18 protein-coding genes are annotated in these 21878 nt (G+C 44.2%); 17 read left to right on the forward strand and 1 reads right to left on the reverse strand.

All coding sequences use genetic code 11. The features are described from left to right. The first annotated feature begins 64 nt into the window (after positions 1 to 64). From pyrB to pyrE, 6 genes are all read left to right on the forward strand, one after another. Complete coding sequence (pyrB, locus tag HXT40_RS02465; protein WP_103013848.1) at positions 65 to 1300, forward strand: aspartate carbamoyltransferase; 1236 nt, start codon at positions 65 to 67, stop codon at positions 1298 to 1300. A 55-nt stretch (positions 1301 to 1355) separates the two neighbouring features. Continuing rightward, positions 1356 to 2768, forward strand: a complete 1413-nt coding sequence (locus HXT40_RS02470) for a dihydroorotase (protein ID WP_174182561.1) — start codon at positions 1356 to 1358, stop codon at positions 2766 to 2768. Between the two features lie 34 nt (positions 2769 to 2802). Beyond that, positions 2803 to 3846, forward strand: coding sequence for an orotidine-5'-phosphate decarboxylase (pyrF, locus tag HXT40_RS02475; protein ID WP_421777312.1), 1044 nt, complete (start codon positions 2803 to 2805; stop codon positions 3844 to 3846). Positions 3847 to 3940: 94 nt separating this feature from the next. Next, positions 3941 to 4837 (forward strand): dihydroorotate dehydrogenase electron transfer subunit, encoded by an 897-nt coding sequence (locus HXT40_RS02480; protein WP_116994677.1) that lies wholly within the window; start codon positions 3941 to 3943, stop codon positions 4835 to 4837. A gap of 5 nt (positions 4838 to 4842) precedes the next feature. Next, positions 4843 to 5844 (forward strand): dihydroorotate dehydrogenase, encoded by a 1002-nt coding sequence (locus HXT40_RS02485; protein ID WP_033888448.1) that lies wholly within the window; start codon positions 4843 to 4845, stop codon positions 5842 to 5844. 86 nt (positions 5845 to 5930) lie between these two features. Beyond that, entirely contained in the window at positions 5931 to 6623 is a 693-nt protein-coding gene (gene pyrE, locus HXT40_RS02490) for an orotate phosphoribosyltransferase (RefSeq protein WP_004108601.1), read from the forward strand. Here pyrE and HXT40_RS02495 read toward each other — a convergent pair. Continuing rightward, a complete protein-coding gene (locus HXT40_RS02495; RefSeq protein ID WP_004108603.1) occupies positions 6599 to 6988 on the reverse strand; it encodes a YccF domain-containing protein in 390 nt (129 codons plus the stop codon). The genes pyrE and HXT40_RS02495 overlap by 25 nt on opposite strands. A 233-nt stretch (positions 6989 to 7221) precedes the next feature. On the opposite strand from HXT40_RS02495, the gene HXT40_RS02500 reads away from it, so the two are divergent. The 11 genes from HXT40_RS02500 to HXT40_RS02550 all read left to right on the forward strand — a co-directional run bounded on the left by HXT40_RS02500 (position 7222) and on the right by HXT40_RS02550 (position 21816). Further along, positions 7222 to 8427, forward strand: a complete 1206-nt coding sequence (locus HXT40_RS02500) for a zinc-ribbon domain-containing protein (RefSeq protein WP_004108607.1) — start codon at positions 7222 to 7224, stop codon at positions 8425 to 8427. Positions 8428 to 8510: 83 nt separating this feature from the next. Beyond that, positions 8511 to 9074, forward strand: a complete 564-nt coding sequence (gene efp / locus HXT40_RS02505) for an elongation factor P (protein WP_004111770.1) — start codon at positions 8511 to 8513, stop codon at positions 9072 to 9074. Between the two features lie 167 nt (positions 9075 to 9241). Next, entirely contained in the window at positions 9242 to 9721 is a 480-nt protein-coding gene (gene nusB / locus HXT40_RS02510) for a transcription antitermination factor NusB (protein ID WP_102155096.1), read from the forward strand. A gap of 474 nt (positions 9722 to 10195) precedes the next feature. After that, positions 10196 to 11407, forward strand: a complete 1212-nt coding sequence (carA, locus tag HXT40_RS02515; RefSeq protein WP_421777313.1) for a glutamine-hydrolyzing carbamoyl-phosphate synthase small subunit — start codon at positions 10196 to 10198, stop codon at positions 11405 to 11407. A gap of 52 nt (positions 11408 to 11459) precedes the next feature. Continuing rightward, complete coding sequence (gene carB / locus HXT40_RS02520) at positions 11460 to 14855, forward strand: carbamoyl-phosphate synthase large subunit (RefSeq protein ID WP_410310357.1); 3396 nt, start codon at positions 11460 to 11462, stop codon at positions 14853 to 14855. Between the two features lie 3 nt (positions 14856 to 14858). Continuing rightward, positions 14859 to 15770: an orotidine-5'-phosphate decarboxylase gene (pyrF, locus tag HXT40_RS02525; RefSeq protein WP_004106386.1), complete on the forward strand. Its 912-nt coding sequence runs from the start codon at positions 14859 to 14861 to the stop codon at positions 15768 to 15770. Positions 15771 to 15785: 15 nt separating this feature from the next. Beyond that, a complete protein-coding gene (gmk, locus tag HXT40_RS02530; RefSeq protein ID WP_012914263.1) occupies positions 15786 to 16394 on the forward strand; it encodes a guanylate kinase in 609 nt (202 codons plus the stop codon). 82 nt (positions 16395 to 16476) lie between these two features. Next, positions 16477 to 16761 carry a DNA-directed RNA polymerase subunit omega gene (gene rpoZ / locus HXT40_RS02535; protein WP_004108619.1) on the forward strand — a complete coding sequence of 95 codons (285 nt, stop codon included), beginning with the start codon at positions 16477 to 16479 and terminating at the stop codon, positions 16759 to 16761. Positions 16762 to 16889: 128 nt separating this feature from the next. Continuing rightward, on the forward strand, positions 16890 to 18107 hold the full coding sequence (gene metK, locus HXT40_RS02540) for a methionine adenosyltransferase (RefSeq protein ID WP_410310359.1): 1218 nt from the start codon (positions 16890 to 16892) through the stop codon (positions 18105 to 18107). A gap of 72 nt (positions 18108 to 18179) precedes the next feature. Further along, positions 18180 to 20600, forward strand: coding sequence for a primosomal protein N' (locus HXT40_RS02545; RefSeq protein ID WP_421777314.1), 2421 nt, complete (start codon positions 18180 to 18182; stop codon positions 20598 to 20600). Positions 20601 to 20622: 22 nt separating this feature from the next. Beyond that, a complete protein-coding gene (locus HXT40_RS02550) occupies positions 20623 to 21816 on the forward strand; it encodes a shikimate dehydrogenase family protein (protein WP_004108623.1) in 1194 nt (397 codons plus the stop codon). Positions 21817 to 21878: the final 62 nt, after the last annotated feature.

Raw genomic sequence — 21878 nt, forward strand, 5'->3', positions numbered from 1 at the left:
AATTACGTAGGTCGCGTGTGGTTGCGACCGTTTGCCAATTGACGGAAGGTGAGCGGTACTTATTATGACGAACGCAATTTCTAGTTCTTTGCATCAAACTTTTTCTCGCAGTACAATTGCAAATTCTCTAGCTGGCAAAAGTGTTGTTACATTAGACGATATTTCAACTGCGCAAATACGAATGCTTTTAGACAAAGCGCGATACATTGATTCGCACCGTAAAGAAGTGGCTCACACTTGCGATGGCAGAGTGTTGGCCACTCTTTTTTATGAGCCGAGCACGCGCACCCGCTTAAGCTTCGAAACAGCAATGCTGCGTTTAGGTGGAAAAGTAATCGGTTTTGCAGGTGCGCAACTTTCCAGTGCGAGCAAAGGTGAGACTGTAAACGATACTTTGAAAGTCGTGTCTAACTATGTCGATGTTGTTGCAATGCGTCACCCAAAGGAGGGTGCTGCTTTTGTTGCAACGCAAGCTGTGAGCACGCCTATTATTAACGCTGGCGACGGCGGTCACATGCATCCAACTCAAACTCTTGCAGACTTGGCAACGATTCTTGCGCGTTTCGGCCGCCTTAATAATCTCACTGTCGGCTTGTGCGGCGACTTAACATATGGCCGCACGGTTCACTCGCTTATTGAAACTTTGTGCCGCTTTGGAAACGTTCATTTTGTGCTGATTAGCCCGGATGAGCTTAAAACTCCGCAGTACGTAATCGACCGTATTATTGACACTCCTTCGTGCACTTATGAAGAAACTCGCGACTTGATGGAAGTTATTGGCAAGCTTGACGTGCTTTACATGACTCGCGTGCAAGAAGAACGTTTTACGGATCGCGAGCAATACTTGCGACTTCGTGACACGTACATTTTGACTGAAGAAAAATTGCAAAAAGCAAAGTCGCATATGCCTGTGCTGCATCCGCTTCCTCGAATTAACGAGATTGCTCTTGACGTTGATGATGATCCTCGCGCAGCATACTTTGAGCAGGTTAAAAACGGTATGCTTATGCGTATGGCTTTGGAAAGTTCCGTTCTTGGAGACGAGCTTTGCGGCTACGAGCCAACTGATTTTGTAAACGTGCCAGAAGACGAATTGCGAGCAGTTGACGCACACGGAATTTCTTTGGCGGATCCTCGCGTGCACGTAACGGACGTGAATGTGCCTGAAGATCTTACTTGCCCGAATCCTCGTTGCATAACAAACAGCGAACTAACTCTTAAACGCAAGTTCTACAAAGCTGATTCCGTAAGGCACGAGTATCGCTGCATGTATTGCGACGAAGAAGCAGAAACTAAATAAAAAATTTAATAATATTATTATATAACTGTAAAAATTACGCAAAACCAGGAGTGAAATGAACGAATCAGGCACCTTAACTTTGCGCAATATCTCTGTGTGGGATACTGGCGAACGTATTGATCTTATTGTTGATGGCGTTCGTCAGGATGCCCTTATAGAGCGGAATGCGCGCGTTACTGGCGACATTGACGCAAGCGATTGGGTTGTTGCTCCTGGCTTTGCAGATCCGCATGTGCATTTTAGAGATCCAGGTCAAACAGCAAAAGAAACAATGATGACCGGCAGTGAGGCTGCTGCGGCTGGCGGTTATACGCAAGTTTTGATTATGCCAAATACTGTTCCAGCTCTTGACGGCGAGCCTTGGGAAGATGCTCCATTTGATGTAGATAATGTAGTTGACTATTTGCAGCGCTATGGTTGCATTTACGGCGTAAAATTGCCAGTTCGCTACGATTTGAGCGTGTGCGCATCATTGGGGCGTAAAGGCTTAAAACCAAGCAATATTGAGCTTTGGAAAAAGTATGTTGCTGGAATCGACGATGACGAAAAAACTTCTCCTATGAAAAAGCACCCGATTACTGCTATAAGCGACGACGGTGCTGCAGTGCCTGAACCGATTTTGCGAGATGTGTTAGCTATGGCAAAACAAACTGGTTTGCCATTCGTGGAGCATTGTGAGCATCATGATACGGGAGCTGTGAACGAGGGTCCGATCGCAAAAATGCTTGGTGTTGGTGGAATTCCAGCTTCTACTGAGCTTGCAATTGTTCAGCGAGATATTGATGCTTCCCGCGAAACTGGCGTACATGTGCATTTCCAGCATGTGAGCACTGCTGCTGCGTTTGAAGCTATTCGTAAGGCAAAGAAAGAGGGTTTGCCGATTACGTGCGAAACTGCGCCTCACTATTTAGCTTTGTGTGATGAGGATGTTTTGCGATATGGCGCGATGGCTAAGATGAATCCTCCTCTTCGTTCAAAAGCAGACAGGCAAGCAACGCTCGCTGCTATTGCGGATGGTACAGTTGACATGATTGCAACAGATCACGCGCCTCACACTGCGGAAGAAAAGTCAGGAGATTTTGCAAGCACTCCTAACGGAATTATTGGGCTTGAGTGCGCGTATGGTGTGTGCCGTAAAGTGCTTGTTGATGCAGGATATACGGACGATAAGCATTTAATCGAATTAATGGCAGTAAATCCAATGCAATTGATGAGCAGAAGACCTACTGATATTGCGGCTTTGCTTAACGTTTCTTCGCGATGCGCAAACAAGCGAACGCTGCGTTTAAGTATTACTGAGCACCCTGAAAACGTTGATTTAGTGCTGATTAATATGCGCGAAAATTGGGCGGTTGATGCAAATTCGTTCCATTCAAAAGCTCGAAATACTCCTTTTGATGGATGGCAACTTACAGGAAGGCCTGTTGCGACGATTATTGGTTCAGAAATTGCTTTCTCGAGAATGTGATTGATTAAATATAAATTTGGAATGGTAGTAAATTATGGACGAACTTATTGAAGCGATTGCAGCCAAGCAAAATCCTAGCGTTGTTGGCTTGGACCCTAAGCCAGGTATTGTACCAGCCGAAATTATTAGCTCTCTTGCGGACGAAGTTTTACAGGAAGTAGAAGGCGAGGATGCGCTGCCAACGCTTTTAGCTACAGCCTATTTTGAGTTTAATCGCGCTATTATTGACGCGGTTGCAGATTTTGTGCCTGCAGTAAAGCCGCAAATTGCAATGTACGAAGCACTTGGTTCCGCTGGAATGGACACGTACGCAATGACTTGCGAGTATGCGAAATCGCAAGGATTAGTTGTAATAGGTGACGCAAAGCGCGGAGACATTGGCTCTACAGCTGGTCAATATGCTGCTCATTTAAGCGGTTTTGCTAATCTTTCTTCATATTTTGAAGACGAAAATACTACTGGTAACGTGCTTCCTCAATCTCTTAAAAATCTTCTAAAAAGCTCTAAAAATCTTGACGTTTGGCATGAAGATTCGCTTACAGTAAACCCTTATATGGGTTCGGATGGTGTGAAGCCTTTTATCGATGAAGCAGTAGCGCACGATAAAAGCATTTTTGTGCTGCTTCGCACTTCGAATCCTTCTAGCAAAGAGCTGCAGGAGCTTATTTTGCAAGATGGCAAGCCAGTGTATGAGCATATGGCTGATTTGATTGAGAACTGGGGTGCTTCAGGCATTGGTAAGCACGGTTATTCAAGAGTTGGTGCAGTTGTAGGTGCCACGCATCCGCAGGAGGGCAAGCATTTGCGCGAGATTATGCCGCACACTTTCTTCTTGGTTCCAGGCTATGGTGCTCAAGGCGGTACTGCTCAAGATGTTGCTGGAATGTTTGATGCAAACTCTGAAGGTGCTATTGTCAATTCTTCTCGCGGTATTATTGGTGCTTGGAAAAAGTCTGAAGATTACGCTAAAAATCAAGGTCATATGTCTCTCGATGACATTCTTGATATTGTGCGTGATTCTGCAACTGTTGCTGCGAAAAATATGCGTGACGACTTGCGCAATGCAGTGTATCGCTAGTATGTATAACTAAAATAAATATAACTAAAAATATAATTAAAATTAAAAATAAAACGCAACGGTACAAAACACATACAAGGGTAGGGGAAACCACATGAGTGATGGCATGTTTATTCCAACGCGAAAAGCTTCTGGAAACGCCATAATTACGTTACGTGAAGACGCTTTTGATTCTTCCGGATCAAGTTCTGCAGACGAAAGCAATAATGCAAAATATTCGCGCCTTTGGGGGCGCAGATCTGTAGAAGTACTCAATAATGAGAAGCTAGACGAAGGCGTGTACCGTTTGACTTTGCGAGATTCTGAGATTGCTAAAAAAGCTGCTCCTGCGCAATTTGTGAACTTGTATTCCCCTGATCCAACTGCTATGCTTCCGCGTCCTTTTGGAGTTGCAAGCGTAGAAGGTGATACTTTTACTTTGATTTTTGCTGTGATTGGCAAGGGCACTGCTAAGTTTGCTGAGCTTAAACCAAGAGATAGTATTGACGCTCTTGGCCCTTTAGGGCTTGGCTTTAATATTTCCAAACCTGCACATTATGTGTTGGTCAGTGGAGGTTTGGGCGTGCCGCCTATTTTGTGTGCTGCTCAAACGCTTTCAAAGCGTGAAGATTCTAGCGTAACGGCAGTGCTTGGCTACCGTAACAAGCGTTTTGCAGATGATTTAATGAAAGAATATATTTCAGACGTACACAGTATTACAAATGCTGAAGGAACTGTTATTACACTTCTTGACGAACTTGAAAAAGTTAAGCATTTTGATTTCGAAGACAATTTACCAACGGTTATTTTGTCTTGCGGACCTTTGCCTATGATGAAAGCTGTAGCTCACTGGGCGCATGAAAGAAATATTGAGTGCCAGCTCAGTTTAGAAGCGCGTATGGGCTGCGGATACGGAACTTGCGTTGCTTGCGTTGTTGACACTTTGGAAGGCAGGCTGAAAGTTTGCAACGACGGTCCTGTTTTTGATGCGAATCGTTTGGGTTGGGAGTAAAAAATATGAGTGCTGTAAATAATGCCGAAAATAATTCTGTAAATAACGCAAATTCTGCAACAAATTCCGCTGAAACTTTTGGCTTTGACACAAGCCACGTGTGGAAGCATCCAACTCAAGTTGCAGGCGTTAAGTGGAAAAACATGGTTGGAACTGCTTCTGGAACTTTCCAGCTTGCAGCTTGCCGACGCTTTTACGACGTAAGCCAACTCGGCGCAATTTGCACAAAAGGCGTTTCACCTGTTCCGTGGGAAGGAAATCCTTCTCCGCGCACTGCAGAGTCTCCTTCTGGAATGGTAAACGCAGTCGGATTGCAAAATCCTGGCGTTGACCACTACTTAGTAGACGAGCTGCCGAAATTAAAGTCCATGGGAGCGCTTGTTATTACTAATGTTGCAGGGCACAGTGACGACGATTATGCGCAAGTTGTTGAAAAGCTTGCAGATTCTGCTGCAGACATGCTTGAAATTAACGTAAGCTGCCCAAACGTGACTCACGGCGGAATGAGCGTTGGCACGGATCCGGTGGCGCTTCACCGCTTAATTAAGCGTCTTCGCGCAATGACAGATAAGCCAATGATTGTAAAAATGACGCCAAATGTGACGGATATTGTTTCGATTTGCAAAGCTGCTGTTGACGCTGGTGCGGATGCTTTAAGCATGATTAATACGCTAGTTGGTTTGCGAATTGATATTCGAACCGGCGAGCCGATTATTGCAAACCGTACGGGCGGCGTTTCCGGCCCTGCAATCTTCCCGATTGGTCTTGGATTTGTGTGGAGAGTTCGTCAAGCTATGCCAGATATTCCAATTATTGGCATTGGTGGCATTGATTCCGGCGAAAAAGCTTTGGAATACTTGTATGCTGGCGCTAATGCTGTAGAAGTTGGTGCTGCCGCTTTGGTGGATCCTACTGCTCCTATTCGCATTGCTCGCGAGCTTGATGATTTGCTTGATTCTCGTCCAAAGCTTGCGTCTTTACTTGCCGAAGGAAAGACTTGGCGCTGAAATTAAGTATTTAAAAAGTATTTATAAAAGTATTTATAAAAGTATTTAGAAAGTATTTAAAATTATTTTAAGAAAGAGAGCTAATTATGGCAGAATTAGACGAACGTTTTACAAAGTTTTTGCTTGATTCAGGCGCGCTTAAATTTGGTGACTTTACACTGAAATCTGGTCGCAAATCGCCTTATTTTATTAACGCTGGAGCTTTTGACGACGGCATGAAAATCGCGAGCTTAGGCGCGTATTATGCTCAGCGCGTTGTTGCAGCAATCGAAGACGGCAAACTTCCGCAAGATATCGACACTGTTTTCGGTCCTGCTTATAAGGGCATTCCGCTGGCAGTTTCTACGGCAATGGCTTTGACGAATAATCACAATATGCCTGTTGGTTTTACTTTCGACCGTAAAGAGCGAAAGGACCACGGCGACGGCGGAATTATGGTTGGAAAGCCGCTAAAAGACGGCATGAAAGTTCTGTTAGTTGACGACGTGATGACTGCTGGAACTGCAGTTCGCGAAACTTTGCCGAAGCTTAAAGCGGAAGCAAATGTGCAAGTTGTTGGCTTGATTTTGGCAGTAGACAGAATGGAACGCACGAAAGACAGTGAGCTTTCTGCAGTAAAAGCAGTAGAGCAGGAGTTTGGTTTCCCAGTTTTGCCAATTGCAAATGTGCGCGAAATTTTCGCTGCAGCAAAGCGTTTAGTTAATGCTGACGGTAAGCCAGTTATGGATGAGGAATTAGCTTCGCGCGCTGCCGATTACTTGCGTACATATGGTGCGTAACTATCTTCTACAATTTCGGAACCAAACGGCCACAACGCAAGTTTTGCCATTTTGAAAGATTGTATGCCAAATGGAATGCCAACAATTGTGCAGCAGCAAATGAATCCTGAAACGATATAGCCTAATGCAAGCATTGGCCCAATGAAAAATACAATCCATAGTATGTTCCAAATTGTGCTAGTGCCGCCTCGGTAAATAACATGTTTTCCAAATGGCGTGAGCGTGAGCTTTGCCATTTTGAATGCTTGAATACCGAATGGTATGCCAATAACGGTTATGCAAAGAAGGAAACTTATAAGTAACCAGCTTGCAGCAATGAAAAGACCGCCGAATATCAGCCACACAATATTGCCAAGAAGTTTCATAAAAGTAGTATATTAGTTTTTTAAGTTTTAATGAAGTATGATTTTGTTCGGTATTTATAGTGTGTTATGGCATTATGATTGTATTGCTGTATGTAGGTATGCTGGTGTTGCGTTATTGCTACGCAGTCTTTGTAGTTAAAGAAAAGGCAATTTTTATAAAGAATTTGAAATATTTATTGTAGGCTGGTGTAAAATCATGTGTTGCAATAGATGCATTTGTTTAAAGGAAGAATATGTTCTGCACGCAATGTGGTAATAAAAATGATGATAATAGCAAGTTTTGCAATACTTGCGGAGCGCTTTTAGAAGTTACGCCAGCAGTCGAGTCAGCAATCCAAAATCAACAATACGAATTGCCTACTAACGAAGTGCCTACTACTGTATTTCCTGCGCAGGAAGCTTTATCGGATAATCTAAGCGTTTCAGGTTCTCCTATTATGGGTTCTTCGAACGAACAGCCTTCTATGAATAATTCACCTTACGCACAAGGCGAAGCTCCGGCTAATTATTCTCATTCAGATGATGATAAGCGCAAGAAGAAAGTAATTATTACTTTAATAGCCGCTATTATTGCCTGTGTTTTGGTGATAGGTGCTGGTGCATGGTGGTATGTAAATAATGCGCGAACAGCTCAATCAAATAATAAAACTGAATTACAATCATCAAAATCAAAAAATAATAAATCTAAGCAGCATGTTCTAACCAATGATGATTTAGATTCAGACGATGAAGATAGTGATACTAGCAGCGATAAGGATAACGCTATTGGAGCGAGTGAAAAGCTCAATACCAAAAAAATCAATAAATTAGTAAACAATTTTGCTTCAAATAATAGCGTATCTGTAGCAATTTCTGGCAAGAAGGGCATATTGTATGAGTCTTCTAATTCTCGTAAAACATTCCCTGCTGTAGGTTTTTACTTCCCTGTTGTTCTTTATACTAAGGATAATCCACATCATGATTATGAAGATAAATGTGAAGATGTTATTAAGACAATGAGTAATGATTCCGCTAATGAACTTTTAGATGATCAAGGTGGCATAGACGGATTAGATCAATGGCTGTCAGATAATGGCTATGCAAATACATCTTTTACTCGCAAATATGGTGATATTGATGCATCGAACGATGGTCACGAAAATCTTACTTCTTCTCATGATGCTGCGATGATGCTTTCAAAAGCTATGCAAAATTCGACTATTGCCAATGCGACGGGTTACGATATTTCTGCTGATGGCGTGAACGTTCCAGACGGCATAGAGGTTATGGCTCATCGTGGTCAAGGAATTAAGAATGTTTATAACTATTTCTTGATTCTTAAGAAGGGCAAGAACAAGATTGGAGTGTCTGTTTTAACAAAAAGTGCAGATAAAGATGACGTTGCTGAATTTGTTTCAAAATTGTTGAATTTGCTGAAAAATAATCTTCAAATATATTAAGTTGACACTTTGTGGCATAATAAGCAAGGTTTATTTCTTAGCTGCTTAACTTGCAGCCTATTAGCGAAAGAAACGGGTAACTCGTGGCACAGACTACCAATGATATTAAGAATGGATCGGTTTTGAACCTTGACGGTCAGCTTTGGACCGTCGTTAAGTTCCAGCACGTGAAGCCAGGCAAGGGTCCTGCTTTTGTGCGTACCACCATTAAGAACGTGCTCTCGGGCAAGATTGTCGACAAGACTTTTAATGCCGGCATGAAGATGGAGTTCGAGACCGTTGATAACCGCACGTTGCAATATTCATACGAAGATGGCGACAACTTCGTCTTTATGGATATGACCACTTACGACCAGGTTTATATTCCTAAGGTTTTGGTTGGCGAGCAGAGCAAGTATTTGCTTGAGGGCACCGACTGCATCGTAAGTTTCCATGACGGTACTCCTTTGAGCGTTGAGCTTCCAGCTTCAGTGATTTTGACTATTACTCACACTGAGCCAGGCTTGCAAGGCAACCGTTCTAACGCTGGTACTAAGCCTGCAACAGTGGAAACCGGTGCTGAAATCCAGGTTCCACTCTTTGTGGGTGAAGGCGAAAAGGTGAAGGTCGACACTCGTGACGGCTCTTATCTTGGTCGTGAAAACTAAAGAATTAATTATCTAATTAAAATAATTAGTTATCTAATTAAATTAGCTATTTATTTCTCAATAATTTTTATAGAGTGACCCGGTGGCGATTATTCGTTGCTGGGTCGCGTAATTTTTGATACAACTTTATTAAGTAATTTTTATACGTTACACAGAAGGGCGTTACGATGGCACGTTCCACCGCTCGTAAGAGGGCTTTGAATACGCTGTATGAGGCGGATGAGAAGAATCAGCATATTCTTTCTTTGCTTGAGGAGCGAGTTAAGGAGCCTGGCGCTCAAACTCCGCTCCCAGAGTACGCTATTGAGATTGTTCGAGGCGTAGGAGAGCGACGTAACAGAATCGACAAGACGCTAAACCGCTATTCGACTGGCTGGAAAGTTGGCAGAATGGCTGTTATCGATCGCAATATTTTGCGCATTGCGGTGTGGGAAATGCTTCTTAACGATGAGATTCCAGATAAAGTTGCTATTGACGAGGCGATTGCGCTCGCAAAAATGTATAGCGATGACGAAGCTATTGCGTTTATTCACGGCTTACTAAGCGCGATTATGGCAGATAAAGATGCTTGCTTGGCAAAGTTTAATGGCGAATCTCAAGACTCTAGCGACGAGGCTGCGGAACCTACTGCTGACACTCAGGAGTAGTTGAGTTAGTATTTTCGCAGACATCGATTTCTGTTGATTGGGTAACACTAGCATTAATGCTCTGCTTACGCCACGCTAAACATTCCTATCAATTACAAGACAAAGTGTAAGTTATTGCGCTATTCCACGCACTTTGCGTAACTTTTTGCACGAGTCTATGAGTTTTGTGTTGACGGTTAGCGTGTTGAGAGGCTGGAAAAATTGTGTTCAGTGCTAAAAGAGGACTGAGAAGCTACATTCTTTAAATATAGGCGAACACAATAAGCGTCTTTAGCAACCAGAGCGCACGAAGGACGGAACGCACGCAAACACAATTTTTCCAGCCTCGTCAAAACCAAAAAACTAAATCAGTTACAAAACTCATAGACGATACTCAAGAACACATAACGCGCAATAACTTATTGCCGGCGCGTCGCCCGTCCGCCAAGCTGAGTAGACTTACCACGAATATCCTAAAGCCATAAGGGGGTTAAGGTGGATTACAACGACACCTTTGCCGGATTCGGCAGTGATGATGCAGTATTGGTGTTGGAGGATGGTCAGGTTTACGTTGGTAAGCCTTTTGGTGCGCAAGGTTCTACGCGCGCTGAGATTGTGTTCTCCACGGGCATGACTGGTTATCAAGAAACATTAACTGATCCAAGTTATGATCAACAAATCGTAGTTCAAACATTCCCACACATAGGTAATACAGGAATGAACCACGAAGATCCTGAATCTAATCGCATTTGGGTTGCAGGTTACGTGGTTAAGGAGCCGAGCCCAGTAGTTAGCAATTGGCGTGCTGAAGGTTCTTTGGAAGACGATTTACAAAAGCAAGGTATCGTTGGCATTAGTGGTATTGATACTCGAAAGCTGGTACGTCATTTACGCTCGGTAGGCGTTATGCGTGCCGGCATTTTTTCTAATAGAGCCCTGGTTGATTCGTCAACCGGGGCTTTTCGTACCGTTGCTTCTTTCGTTGACGAAATTAAGCAGACTCCTCAAATGCAGGGCTTGCGTTTAACGGATGAAGTAAGCACTAAAGAAACGTACACGATTGAGCCTTGTGGCGATTTTGAAGGAAAAGATCCACTTTACACGGTTGTAGCAGTCGACTTTGGTATTAAATCTATGACTCCTCACCGTTTGGCTGAGCGCGGCTGCCGCGTGCACGTCGTAAGCTCCTCAATAAGCTTCGAATCGCTGCAAGCTCTTAACGCAGACGGTGTATTCTTCTCGAATGGTCCTGGAGACCCTGGCCAAGCAAATCGCGAAGTTGAGCTTTTGCGCAAAGTTTTGGACGCAGGCTACCCGTTCTTTGGTATCTGCTTTGGAAACCAGTTGCTTGGTCGCGCTCTCGGCTTTGGCACTTACAAGCTGAAGTTTGGCCACCGCGGTATCAATCAGCCTGTAAAAGACGTTACAACCGGAAAAGTGGAAGTTACGGCTCACAATCACGGCTTTGCAGTGGACGCACCTCTTGACGGCCCTGTTAAATCTCCTTACGAAAACGGTCACTTTGGTCGCGTGCTAGTTTCCCATATTGACTTGAACGACAATGTTGTAGAAGGCTTACAATGCCTTGATATTCCAGCGTTCTCGGTGCAATATCATCCGGAAGCTGCAGCAGGCCCGCACGACGCTTCCTACCTATTTGACCGCTTTGTGCAATTAATGCGCGAAAACGCTCGAAAAAGCAAGTAATACTCGAAAAAGCAAGTAAGATTTTAATATTTACGGAAAAGAGAAATTTACTATGCCAAAACGTACTGATATTAAGTCGGTTATGGTAATTGGTTCCGGCCCGATTGTTATTGGTCAGGCTGCAGAATTTGATTATTCTGGAACGCAGGCTTGCCGAGTTCTTCGTGAAGAAGGCATTCGCGTAATTTTGGTTAATTCTAACCCGGCTACGATTATGACCGACCCGGAGCTTGCGGACGCAACTTACATTGAGCCAATTGACACTTCGATTTTGGAGCGAATTATTGCGAAGGAGCGTCCGGATGCGCTTCTTCCAACGCTTGGCGGCCAAACTGCGCTTAACGCGGCAATGGATTTGGGTCGTGCAGGAATCTTAGAAAAATACAATGTTGAGCTTATTGGCGCTTCTTTGGAAGCAATTGACCGCGGCGAAGATCGTGAGCTTTTCAAAAAAGTTGTTGAAAAAGCCGGTGCTGAGTCTGCAAAATCTTTTATTGCTCACTCAATCGAAGAAGTAGACAAAATTGTTGAAACTTTAGGATACCCGGTAGTAGTACGCCCAAGCTTCACAATGGGCGGCCTCGGCTCTGGCATTGCTCATAACGAAGAAGAGCTTCACCGAATTGCAGGAGCAGGCATTCACTATTCTCCAACCAACGAAGTGCTTATTGAAGAAGGCATTGAAGGTTGGAAGGAGTTTGAGCTTGAGCTTATGCGCGACGCAAAAGATAACGTCGTAGTTGTTTGCCCAATCGAAAACGTGGATCCTGTGGGCGTGCACACTGGCGACTCGATTACAGTAGCTCCATGCTTTACTCTTACAGACCGCGAGTATCAGAAGATGCGCGATATTGGTATCGCTATTATTCGAGGCGTAGGCGTTGACACCGGCGGCTGCAATATTCAGTTTGCAATCAACCCTCAAACCGGTCGCATTATCGTAATCGAAATGAACCCGCGCGTATCTCGCTCTTCCGCGCTCGCATCTAAAGCAACCGGCTTCCCAATCGCAAAAATCGCAACGAAACTTGCTCTCGGCTACACTTTGGACGAAATTCAAAACGATATTACTCGCTCAACTCCTGCAAGCTTCGAGCCAACAATCGACTACGTTGTAACGAAGATTCCGCGTTTTGCTTTCGAAAAGTTCCCAGGAGCAGACACCACGCTTACAACTTCCATGAAGTCAGTTGGCGAAGCAATGGCTTTGGCTGGAAACTTCCAGGAATCCCTTGGAAAAGCAATGCGCTCAATCGACAAGCGTCACGCATGCTTTAGCTGGGACGGCGAGCGCCCAAGCAAGGAAGAAGTTATCAAGCTTCTTGAAGAAATGCATACTCCAACAGAGCATCGCTACTTGCAAATTCAGCGTGCGCTTTGGGGCGGGGCAACGCCGGAGCAGATTTTTGCCGCAACAAAAATCGACCCTTGGTTTGTTGAGCAGCTGGCTCAAATTAACGAGACTGCGCTCGCGGTTCGTGAAGCTGAAACTTTAACTCCTAAAGTTTTGAAGCGCGCTAAGCTTGCTGGTCTTTCGGACGTTCAAATTGCGCATTTACGTAATCTTGGCGACGAGGGCGAAAACATGGTTCGTGAGCTTCGTTGGGCGTACGGTTTGCGCCCTGTTTATAAGACTGTTGATACTTGCGCAGCCGAGTTCGACGCAGCAACCCCGTACTACTATTCTTGCTACGCTGACGAAAGCGAGTTGAAGAAGCGCGATCGCGAAGCTGTGATTATTCTTGGTTCTGGCCCGAACCGAATTGGTCAGGGTATTGAGTTTGATTACACTTGCGTTCACGCTGTTCAGGAATTGGGCAAGGATTACGACACCATTATGGTTAATTGCAATCCTGAAACAGTTTCTACAGATTACGATATGTCTGACCGCCTTTACTTTGAGCCGCTTACTTTCGAAGATGTGCTTGAAATTTACGAAGCAGAAAAGAAGCTTGGACCTGTTAAGGGTGTGATTGTGCAGCTTGGTGGTCAAACGCCGCTTTCGCTTGCTGCTCGTCTTAAAGCTGCAGGAGTTCCAATTTTGGGAACGACTCCTGAGGCTATTGATTTGGCTGAAAACCGTGAGCTTTTCGGCGAGGTTCTTCGTCAAGAAGGCATGAACGCTCCTCGATACGGCACAGCTTTGAGTCTTGAGGAAGCAAAAGATGCAGCTCACGCAATCGGCTACCCGGTTCTTGTGCGCCCAAGCTACGTGCTCGGCGGTCGCGGAATGGAGATTGTATACGACGACGCTCAGCTTGCAAAGTATGTTGATCGCGCATTGGATGAGGCTCGAGCAGACACTGTTGTTTCTGGCCGCTTGCCTTCGCCGCTTTTGATTGATAAGTTCCTTCAGGACGCTATTGAAATCGATGTTGACGCGCTTTACGACGGCAACGAGCTTTATATTGGCGGCATTATGGAGCATGTTGAGGAAGCTGGTGTGCACTCTGGTGACGCTGCTTGTACTCTTCCTCCAAGCACGCTTTCGGACGATCAAATTCGACGCCTTCGCGAGGGTACGCTTTCGATTGCTCGCGGCTGCTCTGTTCGCGGTCTGATTAACGTGCAGTACGCTTTTATGGCAAACACTTTGTATGTAATTGAAGCAAATCCTCGAGCGTCTCGTACTGTTCCGTTTGCTTCTAAAGCTACTGGCGTTGCTCTTGCTAAAGCTGCTGCTCGAATTATGGCTGGTGAAACCATTGCACAGCAGCGCAAGCGTGGACTTCTTCTCCCGCAAGGCGATGGCGGAGATATTCACCCAGGTCAGCAGGTTGCTATCAAAGCTTCTGTGCTGCCTTTCAAGCGTTTCCGTACTCCTGTTGGTCGTACGGTTGATATTTTACTTGGACCAGAAATGCGCTCTACTGGCGAAGTTATGGGCTTCGATCGTGACTTCCCACATGCTTTTGCTAAGAGCCAGCTTGCAGCATACAAGGGTGGTTTGCCTACCAGCGGCAACGTGTTTGTGTCTGTAAGTGATGCAGATAAGCGTCAACTTCCGCTTCTTGCAGTGCGATTAGTGGAGCTTGGTTTTACTATTTGGGCTACTGAAGGTACAGCTTCTGTGCTTCGTCGTTATGGTATTGATTCCGTGATTGTCGATAAGCTTTCTAGTCAGGGCGACACGGCGAAGGATATGCCAAATAGTGAGAAAGCGCATGAAAGAATCGGTAAGAATGTTGTAGAGCTTATCGAAAATGGTAAGATTGATATGGTATTGAATACGCCGAATTCAAGGGGATCGCGCACTGATGGTTATGCCATTCGTGCAGCAGCTGTAGCAGCTGATCTTCCGCAATTCACTACTATTACCGAATTCGCACCAGTATTAATGGCTATTGAAGCTGTTAAGAACAACGATTATCAGGTGATGAGCATACAAGAACATGCTCAGCAGTTGTTTGCAATTGAACAGGCAGAAAGTCAAGAAAGTCGGGCTTAATACATGACCGAGAGCATTCGTGATCAAGAAGTGCAGGCGCAACGATCCGATTTTGGTTTGCGTTTGAAGAACGCTATGGCAAAATATGGACCATTGTGTGTTGGAATCGATCCTCATCGCAAAATGCTGCTTAATTGGGGATACAACATGGATGCTCTTGGAGCTGAACTTTTTTCTATGCGCATGCTGCAAGCTATGAATGGTAGGGCAGCGGCAGTTAAATTCCAATCCAGCATGTTTGAGCGCTATGGTTCTAAGGGTTTCGCAGCGCTTGAGCGTGTGCTGTATGCCGCTCGTCAAATGGATATTATTACTATTGTTGATTGCGGTCATGGAGGATTGTCTACTACTATTTCTGCGCTTGCAGACGCATATTTTAAGCCTGGAGCTCCGCTTCTTGCTGATGCTATTACTTTGCTTCCTTATTATGGCGCACGTTCTATGGGCGGCTTAATTAACGAAGCTCTTAATAACGGTCGCGGTGTTTTTATTGCGTCTCTAACTTCTAATCGCGAAGGCGCAAGTTTGCAAACTGCTATTAGGCAAAGCGGAACTTACCGCGGAACTACTGTAGCTCACGGAATTGCTCAAACGGCTCAAAGTTTTAACAATAAAACTAAAGGAATGGGTTCTGTTGGTTTAATTGTTGGAGCGACTATTGGCGACTGGATGAACGGTGGTGGAATTGACGTAACCAGTTTTACTGGTCCAATTCTTTCTCCTGGTTATGGGTGGCAAGGTGCAGAAGCTGACGATTTAAAGCGTGTTTTTGCTGGTACACATGGTAATGTATTGGTAACTGTTTCGCGTTCGATTGCGTCGCATGGTCCAAATATTGGTGAGCTTTCGGCTGCAACTGAACGCATAGCATTGGATATTCGTCAGGCTCTTGTTGATTCAGGCGAATGTGTGTAAACGAGAGGTAAACAAATGGGTGCCACGGATGAGACTGCAGTTTCGCAGTCTAGACGTCGATTAATCGTATTAACGGGTCCTACTGCGGCTGGTAAAGGCACAGTAGAAGGCATACTTCGTGAGAAGCATCCACATATTTGGCTATCTGTTTCTGCTACCACTCGTGCGCCTAGACCTGGTGAATTTAATGGTATTCACTATTGGTTCTTAGATGAAGAAGAATTTGAGCGTCGTAAGCGTAATGGCGAATTCTTGGAAACTGCGCTGGTTCATGGCATGGCTCATTATGGCACCCTTCTTCAGCCTGTTTTGGATCATCTTACGCAAGATATTCCTACTTTGTTGGAAATAGATTTGCAAGGAGCTAGGCGTGTAAAACAAGAGGCAGCTCGTCTTGGATTAGAAGTCGTGTACGTGTTCATTGCGCCTCCGAGCTTTGAAGAGCTTAAGCGTCGTCTTATTGGTCGTGGTACTGAAACTCCTGAGCAGCAAGCAAAACGTTTGGAAACCGCTAAAGTTGAGATTGCTGCAGCTAAAGAGTTCGATGTTGTTATTGTGAACGATAATGCTGAGCGTGCCGCAGATGAACTGTGGAATGTTATTGCAAGCGAATACGACTTATAGTTAAAACTTACGCAATATCCAATCGATAGCATATAATAAGCCTTTTGGAACTATTGTGGCACCATAGAATTTGGAGAATATTATGGCATTAGGCACTCAGCCAACACCTACTGGTCTTGCGAATCCACCGATTGATGATTTAATGCAACATGCGGATTCCAAGTATGCGCTTGCCTTATTTGCTGCAAAACGAGCACGTCAAATTAATGCTTATTTTACTCAGCTTAATGAAGGTTTGCTTCAAAATGTTGGCCCACTAGTTGAGTATCAAAATCAAGAAAAGCCTTTAGCTATTGCTTTCCGCGAGATTAATGCTGGATTGCTTGAAGAGACTCTTGGTGAGGACGATTTAAGCGAAGGTAATTAATAAGCCTTGCTAATAAACGTCTTTATGGGTATTCGCAGTCGCGTATCATCCGTGCTCAATAAAGCGGATGCACGGCTGCGTTTTTCGCTTTATTTAGCCTTTATCGACTATGAACTTAAGGGGGAAATGTGGAAGAACGTAAATTAATTTCTGCAGAATCTGTAACTGAAGGTCATCCTGACAAGTTATGCGATCAAATTGCTGACGCTATATTGGACGATATGCTTCGTCAAGATTCTCATGCGCATGTTGCTGTAGAGGTTTGTGCTTCCGTTGGTCAGTTTGTGGTTTTTGGCGAAGTGCGTGGTGAAGTTTATAGCGATATTCCGGGAATCGTGCGTCAAGTTGTTCGTAATGTTGGCTACACGAGCTCCACAATTGGTCTTGATGCTGATTCTTGTGGTGTTATGGTTTCTTTAACTGAGCAAAGTGCGGAAATCAATCAAGGTGTTGCTAGGTTGGATGCTTCTTGCGAGAGTGCATCTTCTCGTGAGGAGCGCTACGCTGCTCAAGGTGCAGGCGATCAAGGTGTTATGTTTGGTTACGCTAGCGACGAAACAGATACTTTAATGCCTTTGCCGATTTATCTTGCTCATCGTTTAGCTCAAAAGCTTGCTAAAGTTCGTAAAGATGACACTGTTGCGCATTTGCGTCCAGATGGGAAAACTCAAGTAACGATTGAGTATGATTCAAAAGGATCGCCTAAACGTTTGGATACTGTGCTTATTTCTACTCAGCATGACCCAGAAGTTTCTAGAGACTGGTTACAAGATCAGCTTGTTGAACATGTTGTTAATCCTGTGTTGGACGAAGTTCTTGCTCAAAAAGTTGCGCACGATTCGTACCGTATGCTTGTAAACCCTACTGGCTCCTTCGTTTTGGGAGGTCCTGCAGCTGATTCGGGCTTAACTGGTCGAAAAATTATTGTTGACACTTATGGTGGTGCTGCTCATCATGGTGGTGGAGCTTTTTCCGGTAAGGATCCTAGCAAAGTTGACCGTTCTGCAGCTTATGCAGCTCGCTGGGTTGCAAAAAATATTGTGGCAGCTGGTTTAGCTCATAAGGCAGAAGTTCAAGTTGCTTATGCTATTGGTATTGCTGATCCTGTAAGCGTAAACGTAGAAACTTTCGGAACTGAAGCTGAAGGTATTACGCGTGCAGATATTGCGCGTGCTGTGCGTGAAGTATTTGATTTGCGTCCGGCTGCGATTATTGACGAGCTTAACTTGCTTCAGCCAATTTATGCTCCAACTGCAGCTTATGGTCATTTTGGCCGTACGGATGTTAAATTCCCTTGGGAAGAAACGAATCGTATTGAGCAATTGAAAGATGCGCTAAAAAAGTAGTTTTATTGATAAATTTTGCTGTAAAATAACAGTAATTATGTGATGTAATTCAAGTAAAACTAAGGGTTATTTATGGCAGAGCAACCTTCGCTAGACGGCTTAGCGCGTAAAACGAGACGTAAGCGCAATGCTGTTTCTCTAGTGCCTGCTAATGAATGCCCTATTGCGCATGTGATGCTTGATGTTCAAGCTTCACATTTAGGTCGTACTTTTGATTACTTGATATCGCAAGATCAAGATGAATCTGCTCAGCCTGGGGCGTTTGTACGCGTTCGTTTTGGAGCACAAAAGCTCACTGGAGTTATTTGGTCTCGTTCTTCGCATACAGACACCCCTCATACTGCTTTAAGATTTTTAGAGCGCGTGTTTCCTCCAGATGTTTTGCTTTCTAAATCTTTGCGAGACGATATTGACGCCATAGCTAAAGCTTATGGTGGAACTAGCTCAAATATTTTGCGTCTTGCTGTGCCTCAACGCGTAGCTCGTGTTGAGCATGAGGAAGTTTTTGACAACATACGCTTGCAACGCAGAAAACAGTGGCGTGAAAATCTTAAGAAGCGTTTGCAAAACGATAACAATACAAACCCAGGTTACGCTACAACTTCTCGCATGATTTATGATTACGAAAATGCAAATATTTTATACAATGCATTAATCAAAAAATCTATTGACGCAAGTTTTAGTGAAAATAAAACAGAAAATCAATTAGTCAAGCAAGCAGAAAATAATTCTTCTCAATCTTTTATTGTAGACGCTTTACCAGGTTCTTGCCGACTTGCACAAGATTTAGCGTGGATGATTGTCACTGCTTTAAGCGCGTGTAAGCAAGCTGTTGTAGTTTTGCCGACGCTAAGAGAAGTAAATGATGTAATGCGCGCGCTAATGGTTTACGGATTAAAGCCATATAAGCGTGTCAGTGAGAATCATCGTGGTTTTTCTGCTGGAAGTTTTGATGGCGATGTAGCTCGACTTTGTGCTGCGGATCCTCCAGCTGATAGATATAGAGCTTGGCGTGCAATCGCGTCCGGAATAGTTCCTTGCGTTCTTGGCACTAGAGCTGCAATGTATGCTCCAGTTGAGGGAGATGCTTTATTTGCGATTGTTGAAGATTGCGCGTATCAATATGCTGATGGCATGATGCCGTATGCTCAAGCGCGTGGAGTTATGCGACTTCGTGCGAAAAGGCATGGCGGCGTATTTGTGTCAATGTCGTATTCCAGAAGCGCGCTTAGTCAAAGTGAAGTAGACTGCTATATGTCAAATGCGCAAGATGCGCAAGGTGAGCAATCTGTTCAAACTACTAAAGTTATTCAAACTACTCAATCTGCTAAAACTGCTGAAACAATAAGCGGATCTAGCATCCCTGTAAGTGCGAGTAAACTTGCTCGCGAAAAGTTAGTTCCGTGGGTTCGTTGGCTTAATCGTGAAGCTTTATTGAAATTAGCTGACCCAAGTATTGGCGCTCGCATACCGCATAGCGCAGTAAGAGCTATTAATGATGCTCTTTCGAATGGTAAGCCTGTGCTGCTTTCTATTGCGCAAGATGGTGTGACGCAATCGGCTATATGCTCTTCTTGCAAACGTCAAGCGCGCTGTAGACGATGTACCGGGCCTCTCGATGTTGCAAATAGTCAGCAAACAGCACGTTGCTCGTGGTGTGGTGCTAGTGCAATAAATTGGTCTTGTTCTAATTGTGGCAGTAGCAATATGCGAGTTATACAAGTTGGCGCTGCTGGTGTTGCAGAAGAATTATCTAAACTATTTCGCAACGTGCCTATTATTATTTCGTCACAACACCAACCGAACGGAATTATCCAGTGTATTGATGAAAAACCTGTAATTGTTGTTGCAACTCCTGGATGTGAGCCTCGCGTACAAACGCAAGACGCAAATTGTAACGGAGAATATGGTGTTGTAGCAATACTCGATACGTGGGTAAGTTTGTACGCTTCGGGGCTTGATGCGCGAATAGATACACTTAATTCGTGGATGAAAGCTTCTGCTTTATGTGCTCCTAGAGCGCGCGGAGGAAGTGTGCTTTTGATTGGCGAAACGTATCCTGTTCTTGCGCGTGCGCTTACATTGTGGGATACGACTCAACTTTCTTGCAATGAGCTTTCAGAAAGAGCTCAAGCAATATTGCCGCCTTGTGTAACTGCAGCATGCGTATGGGGTGCTCGTGATGCGGTTATGCATGCGCTTGAAAACATTGGTGCAATGCAAGAAAATCTTGGGTGCGAAAGTAGTCAAGATGCTGATTTTTCAGCAATTTCTCCATTATTAGGAATTGTTCCAATGCATCCGCCTGTTACAGACAGATACCAGCATTTTGACGATATTTACGACCGTGTAAAAGCTGTAGTAAGAGTTCCGCTTTATTTAAGACAAGAATTAGTGAACCGATTGCACAAGGAAGTAGCTCGTCACGTAGCAACACGTGCTGCAGGAGAGTTGCGTTTTTGTGTTGATCCAAAAGATTTATTAGCGTACTAACTTACTAATAGGGGAGAGAAAAATGTTAAAAACATATCATTGCGCAGTTTTGGGAGATCCTATTTCACATTCGCTGTCGCCTGTGCTTCACAACACGGCTTATAAGGCTTTAGGTCTTACAAATTGGCAATATAGTAAGGAAAAAGTAAGCGAAACAGAGCTTCGCGATTTTATTGCGCATCTTGACGATTCTTGGAAAGGCTTAAGCCTTACTATGCCGCTTAAAAAAACCGTAATGAAACTCGGTACACCTTGCGACTACTGGTCGCGCGCGCTTAACGTGGCAAATACTGCAGTTTTTACTAGCAACCCAGCAACAGCTTCGCAATCGCAAATAAAGCTATACAACACTGACGTAAGTGGCATATTAATAACATTTATGCAAGCATTACATGAGCGCATATGCGAAGTAAAAAAGGCTGTTATTATTGGCAGCGGCAACACTGCGTCCTCTGCATTGGCAGCTTTAATTGAAATTGCGCAAGTAGCAAAGCTTGAGCAGGTGCAAGTTGTTGCTAGAACTGAAGATAACGGTAGTGTAAAAGGCGTTGAACGTTTTAATAATCTTATACAAAAGTATTGCGCTGATTTTCCAAATAAAATAAGCATAGGTCAAAATAATAAAAGCGAAGAAAATGACGCTATGTATGAGCCTGTGCAAGGTATTGAGTTCCCAACAATAAGCGAAGAAGTATTTTCAAAATTTGCAGACTATAGCGCAGAAAAATTGAGTGCAGAAAAATTGTCAGAATGTGATAAATCTCTCATTTTGAAATCTTTAAATTCACTCGAAGCTGTTCGTGCAATCGCAGAAGCAGACATAGTCATAAGCACAGTTCCAGCGCATGTAGCAGATCCAATTGCGCTTGCGTTGAAAGCGTACTGTCAAGATAGTGCGAATAATCAAACGAAATTAGGAACATTGCTTGACGTAGTTTACGATCCTCGCCCAAGCATGCTACTTAGTGTATGGCAACAATACGGTTGCGCTATTGGCGGAGAAGAAATGCTTTTGCAACAAGCTTTAGCACAAGTAAGTCTTATGACGATTGAGTACAGGCAATCTAAAGAAAATTTTGGGAATTGTGCTAAGACTGGCGCTGAGGATTGTGCTGAGACTGGTTCTGAGCTTGGTTATAAACCTAGTGCTGACAAGGCTAGATATTACGATGACTTAAGTAGTCTCATGCGAAAAGCCTTACAGGAGGCATTATGAGCGATAATACGCAACATACTACGCAAAGTGATGTGCAACGTGATGCGCAACATACTACGCAA

It is taken from the genome of Gardnerella sp. DNF01180P (assembly GCF_049244205.1).
GTDB classification, from domain to species: Bacteria; Actinomycetota; Actinomycetes; order Actinomycetales; family Bifidobacteriaceae; genus Bifidobacterium; species Bifidobacterium swidsinskii.

Excerpts from the sequence above, each read along its gene's own strand:
- pyrF (WP_004106386.1), top strand. The coding sequence starts at position 14,859 with ATGACCGAGAGCATTCGTGATCAAGAAGTGCAGGCGCAACGATCCGAT.
- nusB (WP_102155096.1), top strand. The coding sequence starts at position 9,242 with ATGGCACGTTCCACCGCTCGTAAGAGGGCTTTGAATACGCTGTATGAG.
- HXT40_RS02500 (WP_004108607.1), top strand. The coding sequence starts at position 7,222 with ATGTTCTGCACGCAATGTGGTAATAAAAATGATGATAATAGCAAGTTT.
- HXT40_RS02485 (WP_033888448.1), top strand. The coding sequence starts at position 4,843 with ATGAGTGCTGTAAATAATGCCGAAAATAATTCTGTAAATAACGCAAAT.
- gmk (WP_012914263.1), top strand. The coding sequence starts at position 15,786 with ATGGGTGCCACGGATGAGACTGCAGTTTCGCAGTCTAGACGTCGATTA.
- HXT40_RS02495 (WP_004108603.1), bottom strand. The coding sequence starts at position 6,988 with ATGAAACTTCTTGGCAATATTGTGTGGCTGATATTCGGCGGTCTTTTC.
- pyrB (WP_103013848.1), top strand. The coding sequence starts at position 65 with ATGACGAACGCAATTTCTAGTTCTTTGCATCAAACTTTTTCTCGCAGT.
- carB (WP_410310357.1), top strand. The coding sequence starts at position 11,460 with ATGCCAAAACGTACTGATATTAAGTCGGTTATGGTAATTGGTTCCGGC.
- HXT40_RS02470 (WP_174182561.1), top strand. The coding sequence starts at position 1,356 with ATGAACGAATCAGGCACCTTAACTTTGCGCAATATCTCTGTGTGGGAT.
- pyrF (WP_421777312.1), top strand. The coding sequence starts at position 2,803 with ATGGACGAACTTATTGAAGCGATTGCAGCCAAGCAAAATCCTAGCGTT.
- HXT40_RS02480 (WP_116994677.1), top strand. The coding sequence starts at position 3,941 with ATGAGTGATGGCATGTTTATTCCAACGCGAAAAGCTTCTGGAAACGCC.
- HXT40_RS02545 (WP_421777314.1), top strand. The coding sequence starts at position 18,180 with ATGGCAGAGCAACCTTCGCTAGACGGCTTAGCGCGTAAAACGAGACGT.
- HXT40_RS02550 (WP_004108623.1), top strand. The coding sequence starts at position 20,623 with ATGTTAAAAACATATCATTGCGCAGTTTTGGGAGATCCTATTTCACAT.
- rpoZ (WP_004108619.1), top strand. The coding sequence starts at position 16,477 with ATGGCATTAGGCACTCAGCCAACACCTACTGGTCTTGCGAATCCACCG.
- pyrE (WP_004108601.1), top strand. The coding sequence starts at position 5,931 with ATGGCAGAATTAGACGAACGTTTTACAAAGTTTTTGCTTGATTCAGGC.